Below are 21,040 nucleotides of genomic sequence, written 5' to 3'. Positions count from 1 at the left end.
GGGCACATGGTCGCAACATAAAACGTGAACTGCTTCTAGATTTTTGGAGGAATATATACTATGGAAAAAAGCTATGTGCAAAATAGAACCAGAGCTCATCGAATGAAGAGGAAGAGAAGAAGACTACTGTTTATTATTCTCATTTGTATGGTTCTAATGATTATAAAACTCTTTGACATCTTCAGTAGTAAACCACAGCCAGTAAAAACGATTGAATATGCAGAAAAAATAGAATCAGTATCAACCGACAAACTAAATAACAAATCCAAAGGGAGGGAATCTTCTCTACAAAATGTTTCGGGTGTTGAAGATGCAGCATTTGTTGAAAAGTACTTAAATCAGCAAATGCAAGGGCAGCGACCTGAGGGGATTGACGGTAAAAAAGTAGTCTATTTATCTTTTGATGATGGTCCATCGGTTACCGTAACGCCTAAAATATTAGATATTCTTAAAAAAGAAAGTGTGAAAGCAACGTTTTTTGTGGTAGGAAAAGCAGTAGAGGAAAATGAAGTGACTAAAAAAATAACAAAAAGATTGGTTAAGGAAGGACATGCGATCGGAAATCATACCTACTCACATGACTACAGTTATTTGTATCCGAATCAGACTGTGAATTCGAGCAGTTTTATGAATGATATTGAAAAAACAAATCAAGTTTTAAAGCAAATATTGGGGCAGAATTTTTCCACAAGAGCGATTCGATTTCCAGGCGGCCACATGACATGGCAGAGAAATGATCCCGATGGTATGGAAGTACTGGACAAAGCACTACAGGATAAGGATTACCATCAGATTGACTGGAATGTGTTACCTAAAGATGCAGAGGGTGCACGTAAGAATGCTGAGCAATTAATTAGTGAATTCATGAGAAATATTGGGACTAGAGAAAAAGCAGTGGTACTCATGCATGACACTTATGGGAAGGAAGAAACAGCCAAAGCCTTGCCTGAAATCATAAGATATTTAAAAAAGCAGGGATATGAATTTAAGACTATCAAGTAACGTACCGATTTCAATCAAAGCAGAAGGGATACGCAATAATATGGATGTTAAAGATCTGGAGGATCTATATTTATCTTGCAAATCAGACCTCTTTGGCTATCTATTGAGGATATTGCATAACAAACAGGATGCTGAAGATTTGTTGCATGAGTGTTTTATTCGGTTTATAAGAGCTTCGCCTGACTTGCCCCAAGATCGTATTCGGTTTTACCTTTTGAGAATTGCCAAAAATTTAGCTATAGATTTAATCAGAAAACGAAAAAAGATGGAGGAATACATTTTACGTAAGGGGCTGCTCCACTATCACTGGGATATCCTTGATTTTGAAATTCAGGAGGAGGTCAATCAAATTCTCTTGATGGCAAGTAATACCGAGCAAAGAACGGTACTTGAATTGCGATTAGTCCAAGGATACTCCATAAAGGAAACGGCTAGAATTTTAAACAAGAGTGAGAATGCAGTGAAGTCTTCGCTTCACAGAGCTTCCCAACGTATTAAATTGAGATATATTTCTTGAACTGATTGGATGAAAAGAGGAGTAGACATAGAGTCTGCTCCTCTTTTCGCTCAATACAGAGATAAAACAATAAGATCGATATTTTCCACCATAATAGATAATAAATATCCCCTTTTTTTGGATTGTTTCTATTTATAATGAAAGCGCACCCATAACAATCAAAGGAGCTGATTTGTTTTGACACGTAACAAACGCTTAAGAAGATTGTCCACCGCCATGTTAACGGTGCCTATGCTCACGATGTTCGCTTCAAGCGCAATGGCAGAGCAGGAATCGAACGGACATAAGCCTCCGGTTTCTACTGGAAGCGGCGTATTTTATGAAATTTATATCAATTCTTTTTATGATTCGAATGGAGACGGACATGGTGATTTGAAAGGAATCACACAAAAGCTTGATTACTTAAACGATGGAAAACCCCATTCGGGTAGGGATTTGCAGGTCAGCGGCCTCTGGCTTATGCCCCTAAATCCATCTCCAAGCTACCATAAATATGATGCAACTGATTACTATCAGGTGGACCCACAGTATGGGAGTCTAAATGATTTCCGCACCTTGATGAAAGCAGCGGACCGAAAGGGCGTTAAGGTGATCATGGACCTTGTTATCAATCATTCAAGCAGCGAGCATCCATGGTTCAAGGAGGCCAGTGCCAACCCGCAAAGCAAATTCCACGACTATTACGTATGGGCGGATGAGAACACAGATTTGGAAGAAAAGGGCTCGTGGGGTCAGCAGGTATGGCATAAGAATCCGAATGGCGAAGGGTATTTCTACAGTACGTTCTGGTCGGGCATGCCGGATCTGAACTTTGACAATCCCGAAGTCCGCAAAGAAATGATCAAAGTCGGCAAGTATTGGCTGCAGCAAGGTGCAGACGGGTTCCGACTTGACGCGGCGATGCATATTTTTAGAGGACAGACGAAAGATGGTGCGGATAAGAACATTGCCTGGTGGAGTGAATTTCGTTCCGAGATGGAGAAGGTAAATCCAAATGTATATCTGGCAGGAGAGGTATGGGACAAACCGGAGACCATAGCTCCTTATTACGGACAGCTCCACTCCTTGTTTAATTTTGACCTGGGCGGAACGATTTTGAAGTCCGTGAAAAACGGCCGAGATCAGGGTATCGCGGCATTCGCCGAGAAAACGCTGCAACTGTACAAATCATATAATAAGGCGGCACTCGATGCTCCGTTCCTGAGCAACCATGACCAGACTCGTGTCATGAGCGAGCTAGGCGGGGATGTGCGAAAAGCCAAGCTGGCCGCTTCCATTCTTTTAACGCTTCCGGGTCAGCCGTTCCTCTATTATGGCGAAGAAATTGGTATGAAGGGAGAGAAGCCTGATGAGTTTCTTCGTGAGCCTATGCGCTGGTACAAGGGAGAGGGCCCTGGTCAAACGACATGGGAGAAACCCAAATACAACAAAGGCGAGGTATCAGTGGAAGCGCAGCTGAGAGACGATGATTCCCTGCTGGAAAGCTATCGCACACTCATCCGTCTGAGGGAAAAACATGAAGCTTTACGCAGCGACAGTCTGCAACCTATACAAGCAGGCTCTGCCAGCGTGACCGCATTTAAACGTACTTCAGGCAAAGAAGCACTGTATGTATATCATAACCTGTCTGGAGAGCCGGTTACCTTGCAGATGAAAGATTCCGATAAGGGTAAATGGAAAGTGGTCTTCTCCACCTCAAAGGATGTGAAGGTGAAGAAAGGAACAGTTAAAATTCCGGCTTACAGTTCTCTGATTACCGAAGAAGACAGAAAGAGCTGAATATACGCAAAATTACCGTTCAGATGAAGCAGGGCATATATCGTTGAATCCAGTTTGGGGTGTTAACAGCACCCCTTTTTTCTATTGAACCGGAAACGTACGTGTTCTAACTATACCGATTTGACGTAAAGCACGCCCCTTAGAGTACACACAGGGAAGGAAAAATGACATTCTCCAGTGTATATTCCAAGGGGCATTATTTAATACCCTCAATCATAGTAAAGATCGGACGATTCCATATGATTATAAAGGGGGTATGCCTTCCGGTATGTTTCGACTCTTGCTCTTGGCAAGCAACTGCTCATCAAACGGCAAATTCTCTTTGATCGCCCACAGATCGTCATAGCTGAGAATACAGCGATCAGCTCTGGACAGATCCTGCCGGCCGGAGCCGGGGTTATGGAAGCCGATACAGTACATTCCTGCACTTTTGGCTGCCTGGACCCCGTTATGTGAATCCTCAATAACGATGCAATGGGCCGGTGCAATGCCTAGCTGCTCGGCGGCGTATAAGAAGATGTCCGGTGCCGGCTTACCCTGCAGTACCTCTTCACCGGTGATTCGAATGTCAAAGTAACGGCCAAGTCCTGTCTTTTCCATAATGAGATCAATCAGCGCCCGCGGAGAGGAAGAGGCCACCGCGACCGGAATCCCTTTCTCTTGCAGCCAGTCCAGCCACCGCTCCAGTCCATCGATCGCCGCAAGGCCCTCGTGTGCAATCATTGTCTGCATCACATTTTTTCGGTGATAGGACAAGGCCTCTTCCACCGTATTGGTGAGCTGATGCCTGTCCAGCACTTGACGCCACATGGATTCGAGTGTCACTCCGACATAGGTGTGATGCTCTTCTTCCGTCATGGGCGCACCGAAATGGGCAAAGGAGCTGCGTTCGACCTCAAAGTAGATCGGTTCGCTGTCTACTAACACCCCGTCCATGTCGAAAATGACCGCTTTGACTGGAACGGACGCGGATAGGTCTCCTGTACATTCATTATTCGTCGGTGTAACATGATGGATGCTCGTCATGTCCATTCTCCCCCTTGTTAGTAGCTAAATTTAGTTGTCGGAGCCACTAGATTGCAGCACAATCTTGATCGCCTGAGACGAGGGCTGAAGTGTCCGCTCGCTGATATTGCATCCAAGCGTCTTAAAGGCTTCATGGTAGTCATCCAGCGGATACGAGTGGGTAATGATTTTTTTGGCGGGAATGATTTGCTGCTCAATCAGGTAATGCGCCGTGGAGAACGTGCCCAGAGAATCAATCGAACCGATGATTTTAAGGCTACGGTCAACTACCTCTTTCGGATTAAACGAGCTTATCCCATCTCTCAGCCCCACCAGCATCAAATACCCGCCGCTCGCAAGCTGGCTTAGTACCTCAGTGCCGACCACTCCTGTGGTGTCCACAATCATGTCCACCTGATTTTTTAACGGAGCCAGCTTATGAATGGCCGATTCCAGTGTGGCGTGCGCGGACCACCGTTCGGGGGCAATAGAATCCGCTATGGCGAGCCGTTCCTCCGAGATGTCAACAAGGCAACCAGTTACGCCTTTCGAAGCAAGAGCATAGCTGTACAGAATCCCGATCGGACCTGCGCCTATAATAACGGTTGTGAAGTTCGGCAGCAGGTTAATCTGGTTGATTCCGGTCAGCATACAGCTCAGCGGCTCGGTCAGCGTCGCTTCTTCGTAGCTGATATGGTCCTTCAACTTGTACAAAAAACGGTCCTCAGTCACATAATAATCGGTGAACGTACCGTCTGCGCTGACTCCGGTCTCTGTTACGGATTTGTGTGTGCAATGATTTTGTCTTCCTGTCCGGCACATTTCGCATTGGCCGCAGTAGTAAGTTGGATCAATCACCACTCGGTCTCCAGGCTGCAGTGAACTGACGGCTGGTCCTACAGCGATCACATCCCCCGCTGATTCGTGCCCCAAAATCGTAGAAGGCACGGCATGATATTTGCCACTGATGATACCTAGATCCGTACCGCATACGCCAGTCGCCCGAATCCGGACGAGTACATCGTTATCTTTTTTTATCTCCGGGATAGGTCTTTCCTCAAGTGCGACATCCCAAGCTGATTTATATACAAGTGCGAGCATGTATAATTCCTCCTTTTGCTTATTGGGCAGATCGTTAGTGAAGGGTAGCAAGAACGGCGTCAAGCCGTTTAACAATTTCGGCAATCTCATCTTCGGTAGCCGTGAGGGAAGGTCTGACTTTGACCACATTCCCATAACCGTAACGGGAACCTCTCAGAATTAATTGTTGTTCCTCAAATGCGCGATCGATAATCCCGTTGCTTTTCACTGCATCCGGGGCATCGTCCTCGTCTACAATTTCCAGTCCCCACATCAGTCCGACGCCACGAGCCTCACCAATGCAATCATACTTGTCGGCCATCTCCGTCAGTAGGGATCCGAGCAGGCTTCCTTTGGACCGGACGGCTTCCAGAAAACCGGGCTCGGTTACAACCTCCAATGTGGATTTGGCTGCCGTGACCGAGATCAGATTGCTGCCCGAAGTAAAGGAATGTTCGTGCTTCTCCAGGACATCGAGACGAGACTGCATCAATACCGCCGCAACCGGGACTCCAATACCACCCAGACCCTTAGCGAGAGTAATAATATCCGGTTGGATGTCAAACAGTTCACTTGCGAACATGTAACCTGTCCGCCCGATTCCGGTCTGCACTTCGTCTGCAATCAGAATCATCCCATGCTCGTCGCATAGCTGACGGAGGCGCTTGAAATATCCTGCAGGCGGGATGATATTACCTCCGTTGCCCAGAATGGGTTCAATAATCATGCAGGCCACAGACCCTGAGCTTCCATACTCAATGGCGTCCGATATAGCGTCAATACAATGATGACCACACTTGTCTGGTGAAGAATTAAAAGGACAGCGATAACAGTAGGGGGCAGGCACATGCAGAGAATTTGCTGCAACTGAGTTAGGGAAATTCTTGCGACGAAAGGCATTACCGGAAATGCCTGTTGCAAACTGGGTTTGTCCATGATGTGACAGATGCAGACTGATGATATCGGTTGCTCCGGTGTATTTTTGGGCCAGCTTCACAGCACATTCGTTCGCTGTGGAGCCGGTAATATCTCTCATCCATCCGGCGTCTATGCCGTTCGGGGCATACTGGATTAGATGATCTAGGACTTCTTCGACATAAGGCTCTGTAAAAGTAGAAGACATGTGTGCAAGATTGCCGACTTGCTCCTGTACTTTGCTTACGACATGAGGGTGGTTATAACCGAGCGACAAGTTGAAGGTGCCGGATACGCCATCCAAATACTCCTTACCCGAATCGTCAATTAGAGTAATGCCTTTACCATATCTGAAACGTTCTTTGGTCAACGTATGCACGATATTTCCCCTCCATATCAGAATATACATTCTTATTAAGTCATCTTTATAAAGTCTACCACCCTATCAGAGCATAACGAGGCTGAACTCACCTCCCCAAAATAAGAAATCCACCTTCCTTGCCCTCATGGACAACGGAGCATAATCCGGTGCTTCTGCGATAGGCCTCACCTCCCCTAAGAACTAAAACAATATCATCCTTCCTTGCCCTGATGGGCAAGAGAGTCAACGACTCGGCTGCCCCGATCATTCCACAGATGCGTGAGAATAAGTGCCAGCAGCAAAATCAGAGTAAACCCTCCTAAAATCCAGAGGCTAGCCGCCACTGGCCATTCGCTCATGCTCCAGCCAATTACATATTGAAGCACCGAGCCGCCAATTCCGCCCGACGCAATCAGAATGCTGGTCGTCCGCTCGGTCATTCCTGGAATCAGCACGTTGGCATAGACAAGCGCGATACAGAAGAGTCCAGACATGAATAGACCTGCACCGAAAATTATAAGGTATGTAGCCCATTGGCTGGATATAAACACCATGGCAACTAGGAAACAGAAAGTACCGATTGCACTCCACAGCAGGTAAGGAATATATCCTGCTGACTCTGCAATCCTTCCTGAGAACATACGACCAATGATCATTGCAATCCAAAGCACGCTGACACCCAGCGAGGCTACGGATCCTTGAAGATGTAGCGTCTCTGTCAGAATAGAAGGTAGGAAGTTCATGAGCCCCAGTTCAAGACCCATATAAACAAAGAAGAATATAATGAAGATTCCTAGCAATACACGATGCTGTCCAGAGTAACGGGCTTGTTCAACTGAACGTTCAGTAGTTCGGATGTCTGCTTGGGTAAGGTGAGAGGAGGCGGATGTAGGCATGGTAAGCCACAACAGCGCTAAGACAAAAGTGAGAAGGGAGATGGTGTAAAAGGTTAGATTCCACATTCCAAGCCAGATATACAGGCTAACGATCGCCGGAATAAGCAGTGCACCAAGTGCAAAATAGACATCCAGCTTAGACATGGCCACGGCTTTTTGCTCCTCCGTGAACTCAATGGTAAACGCTCCGATGGACGATTCAATGATGCCTGAGCCGAAACCAACCCAGATGGCCATTGCGATGACCCAATTCCATGAGGGTAGTACACCCAAGATAATGCACGCTGCCACGATACTACCCAGGGCTATGGATAACATGGACTTGCGACCCAGATGCAGAGCCATGAAGGGGGTGAGCAGAACACCGACAAGAAATCCGAAAAACTGCAGGAACAGCAGTAATCCACCATCGCTGTACCCCCGTCCATAGTGAGATAGTAAAGTCGGCAGTAATGCCCCAAGCACCACACTGGTGACGCCGATTAACAGATAGAAAGCACAACTTAAAGCGAATAGTCTCTTCAAGGCCTGTCCCTCCAGTAGGTCATATTTTTTATATGAGTATTTTTTTTACTAGAATATACCATCACATTGGAAATGTATATATATTTTTATATAGAAAATGTAAAAAATTAATTTGACAATTTTACACGTATTTAACTTCAATTATGTTTAATCCAGTTAAGGTGAAACCTTTATCTAAAGAAACTGCAAGCGGCAGGAGGGAATAAGATCAGTCCAAATTGTTCTCGAACGCCAAACGGCTCATAATTAAGTCATAACTTTGAGTTTGCAATAATGTTAGTAAGGATACCTAGTAAAGATGCCTAACAGTTGCTTTACTTCATAGCAACTATGATTGATAGGGTAGAAAAACGAATGTTAAACGCTTACAATTCAAAAGGGAGAGGGAATTTTATTCGCTAGTTGAGAAGGAGAAGCATGAAGAAGGGAAGAAAGGAATGCAGTGCAGCATAATTATCATTAGTCATGTGCACGGCTTTTTGAACTTTACTGCAAAAGGAGTCTACCAAAATGAATTTTTATTTAGAAATCCCGGAGCTTGACCGACATTTTCCTTTCCGGAGTTTTATTAATAAAGGCGACGTGCTTTGCTATCCTCATTGGCATAAAGAAATTGAAATTATTTATGTGACCCAGGGAACCTTGGATCTGGGAATTAACGATATTTCGATACGCATGAAACAAGGTGAAGTTCAGTTTATAAATGGGGGTGATGTTCATTATTTCTTGGCCTCTCCCGACAGCGAACGGGTGGTTATTCAATTTGATCTGAGCTTTTTTCAAGAGGTTTCCACATTAAGTGATCAGAAACGCCCTCTAAGATATATATTTACGGAGATGGAGCAATCAAGCTGGAACTGGCCAGAAGAAACAGCAGCTAAAATGCTTCCTCTGATTCAAAGCATTTATGATGAGAACGTCAACCGACACGAAGGCCATGCTTATATGATCAAAGCCAAGGTGTTTGAGATGTTGACTCTTATTATGCGTGAAGTGCCGAGAAGCATAACCCCAAGGCTTCCTGAACTCTCAGAAAGAACCTTAACACAATCCAAGGACACTCTTTATAAACTGGAACGTATTTTTGAGTATGTGGAATGTCATTATCATGAAACCATCTCGCTGAAGAATGTCGCTGATTATATGGGGTTCAGTCCTTATTATTTCGCCAGGCTGTTTAAGAAGAATACGGGGATGACCTTTGTAGCATTTTTGAATGATTACAGACTAAATAAGGCAAAATGGATCTTGTTGAATGAAAACAATCCGATTACTGAGGTCGCAGAGGCGGCAGGGTTCAGTAGTGTAAAGACGTTTCATCATCTCTTTAAGGAAGCGACAGGAACATCACCATTGAAATACCGCAGGACAATATTCGGGAATAAAACAGCAAGAAATGAGGAGGAAAGCTTTTCATGAGATTTGTATGATAGAGCTATCCGACGAAGTGAAGGGTGAGTTACGAAGACATTAAGATTTATGGATACGTGAGCAACCGATTGATATGCGGTGGGCTTAAATCAGGAGTGGAGGAAGATGAAAATGGACAATCGTATATACAATGTAGTCATCATCGGTTATGGAGGCATGGGAAGCTACCATGTTCAATTGATCGAATCTAATCAGCAACTTGCCGTTGGCGGTGTATATGATATTGTCGATTACCGGATGGAACTGGCTGCGGCTGCCGGCTATAAAACCTACGCTAGCCTGGATGCCGTTCTGGCCGATGAGGCCGTGGATATTGTTTTGATAGCAACACCAAATGATGTTCATAAGGAAATCGCGATTCAGGCGCTACAAGCCGGAAAGCATGTCATTTGCGAAAAACCGGTTACGATAACGAGCGCGGATTTCTTGGATATTGTTGAGGTGGCAAAGAAAGAAAATCGTGTGTTTACGGTACATCAGAACCGTCGATGGGATGAAGACTTCCGAATTATCAAAGATATAATTGGCAATAAGACCGTGGGCGAGCTTTTCCAGCTGGAATCGCGAGTTCAGGGAGCTAATGGCATTCCAGGTGACTGGCGGCAACTAAAGGCGTATGGCGGAGGAATGCTACTGGATTGGGGAGTACATCTGTTGGACCAGCTGCTTCAGATTACGGACAGCAAAATAGAAAGCGTAGCTGCTACCCTAAGCTATATTTTGGGGACTGAAGTGGATGACGGCTTTGCCAGCTTTATTGAGTTCAAGGACGGCCTGACAGCAGTCATTGAAGTGGGTACAACCAATTACGTAAAGCTGCCACGCTGGTATATTAAAGGAACCGAAGGAACCGCAGTGATTCGAGATTGGGATTTGAGCGGAGAGATCGTCACCCGAAATCCAGATGTTGCTCACGTGGAACCCAAGCCGATTCAAGCAGGTCAAGGATTGACGAAAACGATGGCGCCGCCGTCTGAGGAATCCACCCTTAAGTTCCCGATTGAGAAAATACCTGCTGCTGCAGAAAGCTTTTATGAGAATTTTGTCTCCACCATCGAAGGAAAAGCGGAGATTGCAATCAAAAATGAAGAAGTACACCGTGTATTGGTGCTGATTGAGACGATTTTTGAGGCGGCAGCAACCAAAAGCGTGATTCGAAGAACTATTTAGATCTGCTCTATTTTTCGATCCATCATAAGAGAGATATATAGGAATCTGGAGAGAAACAAACAGATTTATTTAATGAAATTTTGGGATGCATTTAAGTAATCAGTAAACCTTTGAAATGGTGAGCAAAATAGTTTTGCCCACCATAAAACTCAAGCGGGTATCGCTCCACAACCGAATTCTATGGCTTGATCATTTTTAAGTTGCTGAGATTTCGAATAGGTTTAATTTACACGTAAAGAGAAGAAGATGTTTTTACATAAAAATTAAATCCGCTATTTCCTCCTTAAATCAACACATTTCACTCTAAATCTTCCATGAAAACATAAAATAATCCATGAAAGAGCTAGAATAATCAGTATTAAGGGAATGACATTCCTAGGAGTGTCGGTGATTTGGGGTTTTAAAAACACACTCATAAACATATGGGTGTGTTTTTTGGTGTTGAGAATGAGTCGTTCATGCATTAACAGAATTTTATCATGATTAAGTAATTCGCCAAATCACTCATCATTGATTGAAAGTAGCCCAGATAACAATATGATGTAACATTTTCCACAGCTTATTACATTAATGTAGACACCTTAACGTACTTAAGAGTATTCTTATGTGTACTTAAGAGGGACCTCATCGCAACCAAAACCAATGAATATGTAAGTATATAAAGGAGGCCCATATATATGAAGTCTCATACCTCTGAGCGTATTAAATTCCCGCCAGGATTGTGGGCAGGATTATGTCAGTTAGGGTTTGGCGCCCACGACGTAGCACGCAAAGCACGACTGCCGATCACCATTATTACTGAACCAGTAGTCACCACCGCCCAATATTTCGCGATCTGGCAGGCATATTCTGATCTCATTGGTGACACAGCCCAAGGAATCATCAGGCTTGTGACCGTCTTTGATACAGCAAAGTACCCACCGACTGTCTTAGCGACTTACCACGCTCGGGACTATCGCGACGCTCTAAACCGAATGGCTCGGTACAAACAACTGTGCCCCCCGGAAAACCTACATATCACGGAGGAGGGCGAGCACTGTACAATTGATCTGGAGTGGCTATCTCCCGAGCAGTCTGGTCCGCCGATGCTGGTTGGTAGCACGCTGGCTTGTCTTCTGGAGATTGGGCGCCGGGGCACAGGTCAACCTTTGAAAGCGCAGCTTGTTGAATTTTCGCACTACATGGGCGATATACAAGCCCTTGAAGCTTATTTCGGCTGTCGTATCCGGATTGGTGCAAAATGTAACCGATTGACGCTACATCGAAGAGACCTGGACCGCCCCTTTGTCTCGTACAACGAAGAGTTGCTGGAAATCTTGACTCCTGTTCTGGACCGATCGTTGGATGAACAGCAGCGCAGCCGTTCAATTACCGAGATGGTCAAATGGATCATGAAACGCAGCCTTACAAGAGGGCGCCCCGACATTCAGGCTGTGGCGAAGGAGCTCAGTATGAGCGATCGTACCTTGCAGCGCCGTCTTACTGACGAAAATACGAGCTTCAAGATTCTATTGACAAAAGCTAGACATGAGCAGGCACGAGAGTACTTGGCAGACCCCTCGCTCGATATTAAAGAGGTAGCATTCCTGATTGGGTACGAAGATCAAAACTCGTTTTACCGCGCCTTCCGCCAATGGGAGGGGGATACGCCTTCAAATTGGCGGACTGAACATTTAGGTACAAACTCGATATCCGGAGCACGCTAGGACTGCCTAATGAGTTTTGTCATTTGGCGTGTTAAACAAGAACTTTGGCGCAATATGCTAGTTACTGGACAATCCAGACAAGATAATATAATCACTATCCGGAGCACAATTGTTTTAAAAAAGGAGAAGTGTATTATGGATATGGGATTAAAATATAAAACAGCTTTAGTTACAGGATCAACGAAAGGCATAGGTAAAGCAATTGCCATTGAACTAGCCAAAGAAGGTGTTAATGTACTAATTAATGGACGAAATTATGAAGAGGTAGAACGAACTGTAAATGAAATTAAGTCAGATTTCCCAGCTACCTCCCCTCAAAATGCTACAGCCGATATTGTGGATATTGGACAAAGAGAAGCCTTATTTGAAAAATGCCCCGAAATTGATATTTTAGTTAACAATATGGGTATTTATGAAATTATGCAATATGTGGACGTAGACGATGAAGTATGGGAAAAATACTTCCGCACTAACGTTCTTGCTGCAAATGGATTATCAAAATTTTATTTACCTAAAATGTTGAAAAATGATTATGGTCGCCTTATTTTTATTGCGAGTGAAGAAGCAATTATGCCTTCAGGACAAATGCCTCAGTATGGTATGACAAAATCTATGTTGTTGTCATTGTCAAAAAGCTTATCTAAATTAACAATAGGAACAGAAGTTACAGTCAATACGATCATGCCGGGACCAACGCTCTCTGAGAATGTGCACCAAATAATTGAGAGTATGTATCCTCATGAAGATATGACTTTTTCAGAAAAAGAGAAAGATTTTATGGTTACAAACCTGCCTCAATCTGAAATACAGCGATTTATCAAGCCTATTGAAATAGGAAGACTAGCTACATTTGTATGTAGCCCTTATGCATCTGCATTTAAAGGTTCTCCAATCCGTATGGATGGAGGAATGGTACCGACTATTTTTTAGCGTTTGTGGAGAAACTTGCTGAAATTACGCTGACATTGCGGAACATTATGATAAGATGAAGTCAAATTTCACTCGAGGGTAGGATGAGGATCATGAACCATTTTGCTATGTATGGAAAGTTGATGGCACTTCCAGGGCAAAGGGATGCTCTTGCAGGCATCTTGCTAGAAGCGGCCGATCTGTTGAAGTCGAATACTGACTACTATTTGTATATAGTCAATGTGTCAGACGACGACCCGAATGCGGTGTATGTGACCGAAGTGTGGAAAGATGCAGATGCTCATGCAGCCAGTCTTAAGAACGAAGAGGTACTGGCGTCGATACAACGCGGCCGACCGTTGATTGTCGGAGCGGAGCCTATTAAACTGCGTGCCCTAGGCGGAAAAGGCCTGTAGGGTTATCACTCAATAACGAGTATTCTAATCACATTAATGAAAATTATTGTTGCATATTACGCAGGAGTTCAAGCAGCAAAGTTATGCTTTAGATATTTCAAGGTCAGAGGTTACATTCGATGTGCAGTCCCAGATGGTTACTTTCCGGATGAATGGTATCAAAATATAGTCAAAATCGGAGGACCTGGGAAAACGCTTTTGTAACAAGTGAAAGGTTGGCAGATAAAATTGGCCCTGGTATAATAAGGGTAATTCACTAAGGAGAGATTTTATTGTCTAGAGCTGTTCTTTACTAATCCAATTCCATAAAAAGAGGTTTTCATGCACCTACTATTCCTCTGCCCAATTTTTGTATTACGGGTGGGATTTGAAAGCTTCGGAATTAGTTAAGAACAACGGATATTACCAGATCCTTAGGGATACCTGTTATAATGAGTCCAATCCGTGTTGTTTCAGCGCGGATTTTTTTGTGGCCCAAATAGCAGTTGATATGAGGGTAGGAATGACGTATGTTCATTCCTGCCCTTTTCCAATTTTTAGCAAAGTGGGATAGAAGGGAATTACTCCAATGGGATCAAATACAACCAGATTTCTTGAATGAAAGATTCAATCTAAGTAAATAGAAAGGTGGACAATATATGAACTTCAAACGAATCGGCTCTTATTAAAAACACTTGATCTTAATTTAATCGAAGCAGCAGCCCGACGTGATATAGGTGCTATTGAAGCTTTGGGTTATAAAACCAGTGATGAATGGCCGGGGCCTGATAAAAATAATGGCACTAGAGGTTTTGATTCTTGGATCATTGTAGATAAGGATAACCAAGAAATTGTTGGAGGGATTGGTTTTTTAGGAGATCCTGACCAGAACGGTATGATTGAGATCGGTTTTGCAACGAATGAAAGCCATCGCCGCAAAGGCTATTGCTATGAAGTCGCTCAAAAAATAATAGAGTGGTCATTAAATCATGAAGAAGTCCAAATCATAACGGCAAGATGCGTACCTGACAATATCAGCTCTAAGAATTTGTTATTGAAGTTAGGATTTCAAATTTGTCACAAGGATGAAGAATTGCTTTATTGGAAATATCAAATGAAGAAAGTAGGAGGGGTTTAGCAGAAAAGAATGCGAATACTGGAGGGTGAAGTTCGCTAAAGTAACTGAGAACGATAGTTCAACGCTATTTTCTCATTAATATCATCATTTTCTTTTGAAATGCCGATATAAAATTGAGTCTAGAGAACTATTTTATACATAAATTTTACCTAAAGGAAGTGGAAAGAGATGTTGAAAAAGAAATGGCTTATCGCCCCGTTGGTTGCGACGACACTGTTTTTCGGTCAATCTGCCTTCGCGGCAAACACGTTTTCTGATGTGGAAGGAACAAAATATGAATGGGCTGCCGAATCAATTCGTTCCATGGTCGATAAGGGCATTGTCAAGGGCTATGAAGATGGGACCTTCAAGCCAAGCAAAACCATAACGAAAGCGGAATTTGTACATATGTTTCACAAGCTTTTTCTAGAAATTGATCGTTCTTCCGGCGAATCTTCCGATTTTGTGGATGCGCGTAAACACTGGGCGAATAAAGATTTTGCAGCAATATTCAACGGGGACTATGTTTGGCCGTATGCTGAAAGTGTTGGGGGGAAATATCCAAACTATCAATTCTATGTCAAGCCTGACAAACCACTGACCCGCTGGGATGTGATGATGATTGCCTCTCTTCGGACGAATTATACCAATCAGACGCTTCATCCTGAGATTGAGGAAGTGATCTCCGCAGCTGCGCAGTACAAGGATATGAAAGTTCGTCAAGCCAATTACAATGATAATTTCTCGGCCTACTATCCGGTGCTGTACATCGACAAGACTGGAGAAGAGTACTCCTATGATGGAGATTCCCAGGATCAAAAGGCAGAAGCATTCTACACCCTAACCAAGATGGGGGTCCTTACCGCTAATGAAGGATACCTTCACCCAAAAGCGCTAGTCACACGGGCTGAAGCTGTTACCATTTTACAGCGTTTGTACGAGGCCACAACGAAGTGATTTTTAGATCAATGATGATCAGATAAAAGCAAAAAAAGATTCAACAAATGGCTTCATTTACACCTCAAAGGGTAGTGCTGTTAGGTTTTGATAAGCCGAATTCAGAAAATAAACAAATCTAAAAGTATGTTGATGAATATGTGGGAAAATTGAGATTTCAAACCGCTGATCTGAACAAATCTGAACTGAATATCTACCTGCAAGAGGCTTGTCATTTTCGGACAGATGTTCAGTTTGACGCTGTGTTCTCCAATGCACCTTGCACTGGATCAAGGATGCTCTTGGATGTCACATCTGCTTACAAAGAGTCCATCTACCCGCTATTGAGGCAAAGGTTAAGCCAAATCTTAACCAAGGAGGTCTGTGGATGATCGACACTACTCGCTTGCGCATTGTAGTCATTAAGGAAACTACATAAGGAGATAAACGGCTTTGCAGTTTTCTACTTATTTAGCTACGTATCTATGACGATGCCTAAACGTCGATTACTGTCGAAGGACAATAACTATGTATATGAAGTCGCCAAATTGGCGGCTTTTTTATTTTAACGACAGATGCCAGTTATTAGCTTTCACGCAAAAAGCATCCGCAGTTTCGCGCGGAATGACTGCAACGCATTACAAGTTGGTTGCCAAGCAAGAAATATAATTCACAATCTATTACTTGCGTTTATAAAATATATGTATTATATATCACTGTACTTTAATTCATTTTAATGTTTATATTAAATTAATAGCCTTAATCTATATTTTACTACACTCATCTATGATGCTGAAGTTTCTAAGTATCAAGTCTGAACTTCCAGCACACTCCAGTTTTTTTACACTTCCCAGACTACAAACACACTTTTATTTCTAACTACATCTTGAAACTCAAAAACGATTCACTTTTACATGTCGATTACTGTTTTGCTGTATCTATCTTAAATACATAGGAATGTGAACATCTGAACCCCCAAAAACATTTTTGTTTTACCGCCTTTTATGTTGAGGAAAGGGGTTAGACATGAGTAGCATGACTTTGCTTTTTTCGGGACAAGGGTCTCAGTATGTCGGGATGGGAGCGGCATGGCAAAGAGGTTTTTCAGAGGCAGATCTCATCTTTGAAGAAGCTGCTGACATTTTGGGATATGATTTGAAAACTTTATGTATGGAAGGACCCATCTCTCAATTATCAAGAACATCCTACACCCAGCCTGCACTACTCACGATCAGTGTAATCGCATTCAGACGTTACATGCACGATGTTGGGATTATTCCCGAATTTTCGGCAGGGCATAGTTTGGGTGAGTATTCTGCATTGGTAAGCAGCGGAGTCTTGTCGTTTGGCGATGCTTTGCGGGTGGTACAAGAACGGGGGCGCTTTATGGAAGAAGCCTCAGAGGCCGGAGTGGGTTGCATGATTGCTGTTCGGGGAGCTAATTTAAAGCTGTTAGAAGATCTGTGCGATCACTATGCAGTAACCAGTCATCCTATTACCATCGCTTGTTATAACTCTACTTATCAATACGTCGTTTCTGGTCATCATGACTCTGTTGCTACGGTGGCAGGACAATTAGAGCAACGTGGGTTCCAAATTACCCGTTTGCAGGTAAGCGGCCCTTTTCACAGCCCGCTTATGCAGCATGCTGCTGATCGATTAGCATTGGAACTGCAAAAATATACGTTTCATGAACCGCTGTGGCCTGTCATTTCTAATGTTACAGCAATGCCATATACGGATGCCAACAGCATTCATCAAGGTTTGCATTTGCAAATGATCCATCCAGTGCGTTGGATACAAACGATGCAGTATATGGAGAAACATGGGGTGAAGCAGGGAATTGAATTAGGACCGCGAACGGTGCTGAAAAACTTGGCGAAGGAAACCAACATCGCTTTTGAAGTTCTTTCCTTGGACAGAGACTTGGATCGGATTGAACTGGAACGTCGTTTTTCGCTCCGTGATTGGTTGGTCAAACCACTGGCGGTGGCGGTGTCTACACCCAATGCCAATTGGAATGAGGATGAGTATCATAATGGGGTTATTTTACCTATTCGCAGGTTGGAGGAGTTACTCAAAAGCATAGAATCGGGCAGATCTTCGTCTGCTTATAAACTAAGACGCGAAGCGCTGGAGTGTATTCGCCTGATATTGCAAACCAAACAAGTATCTGCAGGAGAACAGGAGCAAGTTTTAGACCTTTTGAGGAGGGATCAGGATGGAACAGTTTCAAACTTTAATTGAAATCATTCAGGACCGAGCCAGTAGAGCTGAAAATGGGATTATTTTCATTTCAGGTGATACACAGGAGGAGTATGTAAGCTACAGTCAGCTTCTGGAGCAAGCACTGCAGGTGCTTCATCAATTGCAGGAAAAAGGAGTACAGCCTGGTAATAAGCTAATTATGCAAATTGAAGACAATCATACCTTTGTGAATGTGTTTTGGGGCTGTCTGCTCGGGGGAATCGTCCCCGTACCTGTAAGTATCGGAAATAATGATGAACATAAAATGAAGCTGTTTAAAATCTGGAGTACCCTTACTTGTCCTTACATGATTGCGGATCATAAAGTATTAGAGCAGCTAGAAAAGTATTCTCACCAGCATGAGATGCTGGATTTCTTTGATTCTGTAAAAAAAGCGACCTTTTCTAGTCATGATTTTAATTATTCCGATCAGAACAAAGGGACCATACATGAATCCAGACCGGAGGATTTGGCGTTTATTCAATTTTCCTCTGGTTCGACAGGTGATCCCAAGGGAGTCATGCTGACGCATGAGAATCTCGTATACAATATTCGGGATATCGCCAGTCAAACGGGAATGACTTCAAGTGACGCGTATCTAGGCTGGATGCCGCTCACACATGATTTGGGATTGATCGCTTTCCATTTAACCTGTGTCATTGCTCATGCTAAGCAGCTTATTATGCCGACAGCACTTTTTATAAGACGTCCGTCTTTATGGCTAAAAAAGGTGTCGGAACATAAGGTGACTCAAATCTGCTCTCCTAACTTTGGCTTTAAATTTTTCCTGGATCAATATAAATCTAAAACGGCGGATAACTGGGATTTGTCAAGTGTTCGCATGATTTTAAATGGGGCTGAGCCCATATCGGTGGAGCTTTGCCATGTGTTTATGGAAGCCATGAGTGCACATGGATTAAAAAAAAATATCATGTATCCTGTATACGGCTTGGCAGAGGCAAGCGTAGGTGTTTCTACTCCACCTTTGGATAAAGATAATTTTGTTACTATTCATTTAAATCGGCAGCAACTGCATGTAGGTGAACCTATAGAAGAAGTAGATTCATCCGATAAACGTTGTCTTACATTTGCGGATTTGGGCTACCCCATGGCCAGCACCTCTGTTCGTATTTGTGATGAGCAAAATCAGGTGCTAAAGGATGATGTAATCGGATACACCCAAATTAGCGGCAAAAATGTGACTGCCGGGTACTATAACAATCCCGAGGCTACCGCAAAGGTCAAGACAGAAGATGGCTGGCTCATTACCGGAGATTTGGGTTTTATGAGAAACGGACGATTGGTGATTACAGGCAGAGCCAAGGATATTATTTTCGTGAACGGCCAGAACATTTATCCGCATGATATCGAAAGGATTGCGGAGGAACTGGACGGGGTGGATCTTGGATCTAGGGAAAGTAGCCGTCTGCGGTGTACATGATGCACAAACTAGACAGGATCGTATTGTTGTTTTTGTGATGCACACGAAAAAAATAGAGTTATTTTTGCCACTAGTCCAAAGGCTGAAAAGCCATTTGAATTATCGGGGAGGATGGCATATTCAAGATGTAGTTCCAATCCGCCGTATTCCCAAAACTACTAGTGGAAAGGTTCAGCGCTACAAGCTGGCTCAGAGCTACGAGCAGGGAGAATTTGATGTAGTTTTGGCATCCCTGACCGAGGCCGCTCGAAATATACAGGAAGCCAACTATGCCCCTGTGCCTCAGGGTGAAATCGAGCAAAAACTGATTGGGATTTGCCAAGCTATTTTAAATGTACAATCAATTGGGAAGGAAGACAGCTACTTTGATATCGGCGTAACTTCCTTACAACTCGTTCAGATCGTGGACCAATTAGAGGAACAACTCGGGATTCATATTTAGGTAACGGACTTCTTCTCTTATCCGACTATCGCCAAGCTAGCTGGATATATATCCAGTCAGAATTTAGGTCATAAGGTGATTACAGCACCGCAACTGGGATCCAAAGAGGAGTCGGAGGACCGGGATATCGCCATCATCGGTATGTCAGGTAAGTTTCCTCAAGCGGAAACATTGGAGCAGTTTTGGACGAATGTGGCATCAGGCGTTGACAATATCGGCCCGTACAGCGACGAAAGAAGAAAAGATGCCGAAGATTTCATTTCCCGTCTGAATACGGAAGGAAGGAATACGCAAATCGCAGAAGGCGGTTATCTGGATGAAGTAGACAAGTTTGATTACTCCTTCTTTAAGTTGACTCCACGGGAAGCCTCACTCATGGATCCGAATCAACGTTTATTTCTACAAACAGCCTGGAGTACGATTGAGGATGCGGGGTATGGAGGGAAGCAGCTGGCTGGCAAAAAGGTCGGTGTGTATGTCGGTTTTTCCAAAACCAGCTTTGAATATGAGCGTTTGTTGTCCGAGGTGGAACCAGGCGCGCTGCCGAACTTTGCCATTGGTAATTTATCGTCCATTATTTCCAGCCGGATTGCGTATTTGCTTGATTTAAAAGGCCCAGCACTGACCATTGATACGGCATGCTCCTCGTCACTCGTGGCGATACATCTGGCGTGTAAGTCGATTTTGAATGGAGACTAACGAGATGGCTTTGGCAGCAGAGTTAAATAGTTACTTTACCGATGAGCAGATACCCATAAAAATTGTTCACTTTGGCTCACTATTTCGCTTCGTACTCAAGGGTGATCTGGAGCTTTTCTTCTATCACATGCTGGAAAAGGGTATTTACATCTGGGAAGGGCGGAACTGCTTCTTGTCAACCGCTCATACGGAGGAAGATATTGCGTTGATCATACAAGCTGTCAAGGACAGTGTAGATGAACTGCGTAAAGGGGGCTTCTTGCCCGATCTGACCCCAAACGGGAAAGGCCCAGGTACAGGTAAGCAAAGATTGCCTATATCCGACCCTTCAGAAGCATCGACAAGGGACGCGGATGAAATGGTCATCCCACTAACCCCGGATCAAAAGCAGTTCTGGTTCGCTTAATGCCAAGAAACGAAGTGACTCCCGTTCTGACACGCGAACACATTAATGTGAGACGTTAAGG

General features: G+C 43.8%; 19 protein-coding genes. 15 read left to right on the top strand and 4 right to left on the bottom strand.

The genetic code is table 11. The features are described 5' to 3' along the window. The first annotated feature begins 60 nt into the window (after positions 1–60). The 3 genes from NSS94_RS25955 to NSS94_RS25945 all read left to right on the top strand — a co-directional run bounded on the left by NSS94_RS25955 (position 61) and on the right by NSS94_RS25945 (position 3,298). On the top strand, positions 61–1,002 hold the full coding sequence (locus tag NSS94_RS25955) for a polysaccharide deacetylase family protein (RefSeq protein ID WP_341040504.1): 942 nt from the start codon (positions 61–63) through the stop codon (positions 1,000–1,002). Positions 1,003–1,042: 40 nt separating this feature from the next. Then, positions 1,043–1,519, top strand: a complete 477-nt coding sequence (locus NSS94_RS25950; protein ID WP_029518484.1) for an RNA polymerase sigma factor — start codon at positions 1,043–1,045, stop codon at positions 1,517–1,519. 177 nt (positions 1,520–1,696) lie between these two features. Further along, complete coding sequence (locus tag NSS94_RS25945; RefSeq protein ID WP_029518483.1) at positions 1,697–3,298, top strand: alpha-amylase family glycosyl hydrolase; 1,602 nt, start codon at positions 1,697–1,699, stop codon at positions 3,296–3,298. Positions 3,299–3,541: 243 nt separating this feature from the next. Here the strand turns inward: NSS94_RS25945 and NSS94_RS25940 are convergent, their stop codons facing one another. From NSS94_RS25940 to NSS94_RS25925, 4 genes are all read right to left on the bottom strand, one after another. Next, entirely contained in the window at positions 3,542–4,324 is a 783-nt protein-coding gene (locus NSS94_RS25940) for an HAD family hydrolase (RefSeq protein WP_029518482.1), read from the bottom strand. Between the two features lie 30 nt (positions 4,325–4,354). Continuing rightward, positions 4,355–5,404: a 2-amino-2-deoxy-D-mannitol dehydrogenase GutB1 gene (gene gutB1 / locus NSS94_RS25935; protein ID WP_029518481.1), complete on the bottom strand. Its 1,050-nt coding sequence runs from the start codon at positions 5,402–5,404 to the stop codon at positions 4,355–4,357. Positions 5,405–5,438: 34 nt separating this feature from the next. Continuing rightward, positions 5,439–6,707, bottom strand: a complete 1,269-nt coding sequence (locus NSS94_RS25930) for an aspartate aminotransferase family protein (RefSeq protein ID WP_238438022.1) — start codon at positions 6,705–6,707, stop codon at positions 5,439–5,441. 164 nt (positions 6,708–6,871) lie between these two features. Beyond that, entirely contained in the window at positions 6,872–8,080 is a 1,209-nt protein-coding gene (locus NSS94_RS25925) for an MFS transporter (RefSeq protein ID WP_029518479.1), read from the bottom strand. Between the two features lie 510 nt (positions 8,081–8,590). Between NSS94_RS25925 and NSS94_RS25920 the strand changes: the two genes are divergently transcribed. The 12 genes from NSS94_RS25920 (at position 8,591) to NSS94_RS25865 (ending at position 20,979) form a co-directional block, all read left to right on the top strand. Further along, positions 8,591–9,499, top strand: a complete 909-nt coding sequence (locus NSS94_RS25920; RefSeq protein WP_029518478.1) for an AraC family transcriptional regulator — start codon at positions 8,591–8,593, stop codon at positions 9,497–9,499. Positions 9,500–9,616: 117 nt separating this feature from the next. Continuing rightward, entirely contained in the window at positions 9,617–10,681 is a 1,065-nt protein-coding gene (locus tag NSS94_RS25915) for a Gfo/Idh/MocA family protein (protein ID WP_039275006.1), read from the top strand. Positions 10,682–11,358: 677 nt separating this feature from the next. Then, the gene (locus tag NSS94_RS25910) at positions 11,359–12,387 is read left to right on the top strand and encodes a helix-turn-helix transcriptional regulator (protein WP_069011330.1); all 1,029 of its coding nucleotides are present in this window, start codon (positions 11,359–11,361) and stop codon (positions 12,385–12,387) included. Between the two features lie 135 nt (positions 12,388–12,522). Continuing rightward, positions 12,523–13,317, top strand: coding sequence for an SDR family NAD(P)-dependent oxidoreductase (locus NSS94_RS25905; RefSeq protein ID WP_069011331.1), 795 nt, complete (start codon positions 12,523–12,525; stop codon positions 13,315–13,317). 92 nt (positions 13,318–13,409) lie between these two features. Then, positions 13,410–13,712, top strand: a complete 303-nt coding sequence (locus NSS94_RS25900; protein WP_341040503.1) for a putative quinol monooxygenase — start codon at positions 13,410–13,412, stop codon at positions 13,710–13,712. A gap of 634 nt (positions 13,713–14,346) precedes the next feature. Further along, complete coding sequence (locus NSS94_RS25895; RefSeq protein WP_318628396.1) at positions 14,347–14,829, top strand: GNAT family N-acetyltransferase; 483 nt, start codon at positions 14,347–14,349, stop codon at positions 14,827–14,829. A gap of 168 nt (positions 14,830–14,997) precedes the next feature. After that, entirely contained in the window at positions 14,998–15,765 is a 768-nt protein-coding gene (locus NSS94_RS25890) for an S-layer homology domain-containing protein (RefSeq protein WP_069011333.1), read from the top strand. Between the two features lie 1,005 nt (positions 15,766–16,770). Next, complete coding sequence (gene fabD, locus NSS94_RS25885; protein WP_341040502.1) at positions 16,771–17,991, top strand: ACP S-malonyltransferase; 1,221 nt, start codon at positions 16,771–16,773, stop codon at positions 17,989–17,991. Beyond that, complete coding sequence (locus NSS94_RS25880) at positions 17,966–19,432, top strand: AMP-binding protein (protein WP_318628384.1); 1,467 nt, start codon at positions 17,966–17,968, stop codon at positions 19,430–19,432. Before fabD ends, NSS94_RS25880 begins: the two co-directional genes overlap by 26 nt. Beyond that, the gene (locus tag NSS94_RS25875) at positions 19,395–19,874 is read left to right on the top strand and encodes a phosphopantetheine-binding protein (RefSeq protein ID WP_341040501.1); all 480 of its coding nucleotides are present in this window, start codon (positions 19,395–19,397) and stop codon (positions 19,872–19,874) included. The genes NSS94_RS25880 and NSS94_RS25875 overlap by 38 nt, the downstream gene beginning before the upstream one ends. A 75-nt stretch (positions 19,875–19,949) precedes the next feature. Next, positions 19,950–20,573: a beta-ketoacyl [acyl carrier protein] synthase domain-containing protein gene (locus NSS94_RS25870; RefSeq protein ID WP_341040500.1), complete on the top strand. Its 624-nt coding sequence runs from the start codon at positions 19,950–19,952 to the stop codon at positions 20,571–20,573. Positions 20,574–20,577: 4 nt separating this feature from the next. After that, a complete protein-coding gene (locus tag NSS94_RS25865; protein ID WP_318628386.1) occupies positions 20,578–20,979 on the top strand; it encodes a hypothetical protein in 402 nt (133 codons plus the stop codon). Positions 20,980–21,040: the final 61 nt, after the last annotated feature.

The sequence above is a fragment of the Paenibacillus sp. FSL L8-0644 genome (assembly GCF_038008165.1).
Lineage (GTDB): Bacteria > Bacillota > Bacilli > Paenibacillales > Paenibacillaceae > Paenibacillus > Paenibacillus polymyxa_D.
This window is presented reverse-complemented; position numbering and strand designations above follow the sequence as displayed.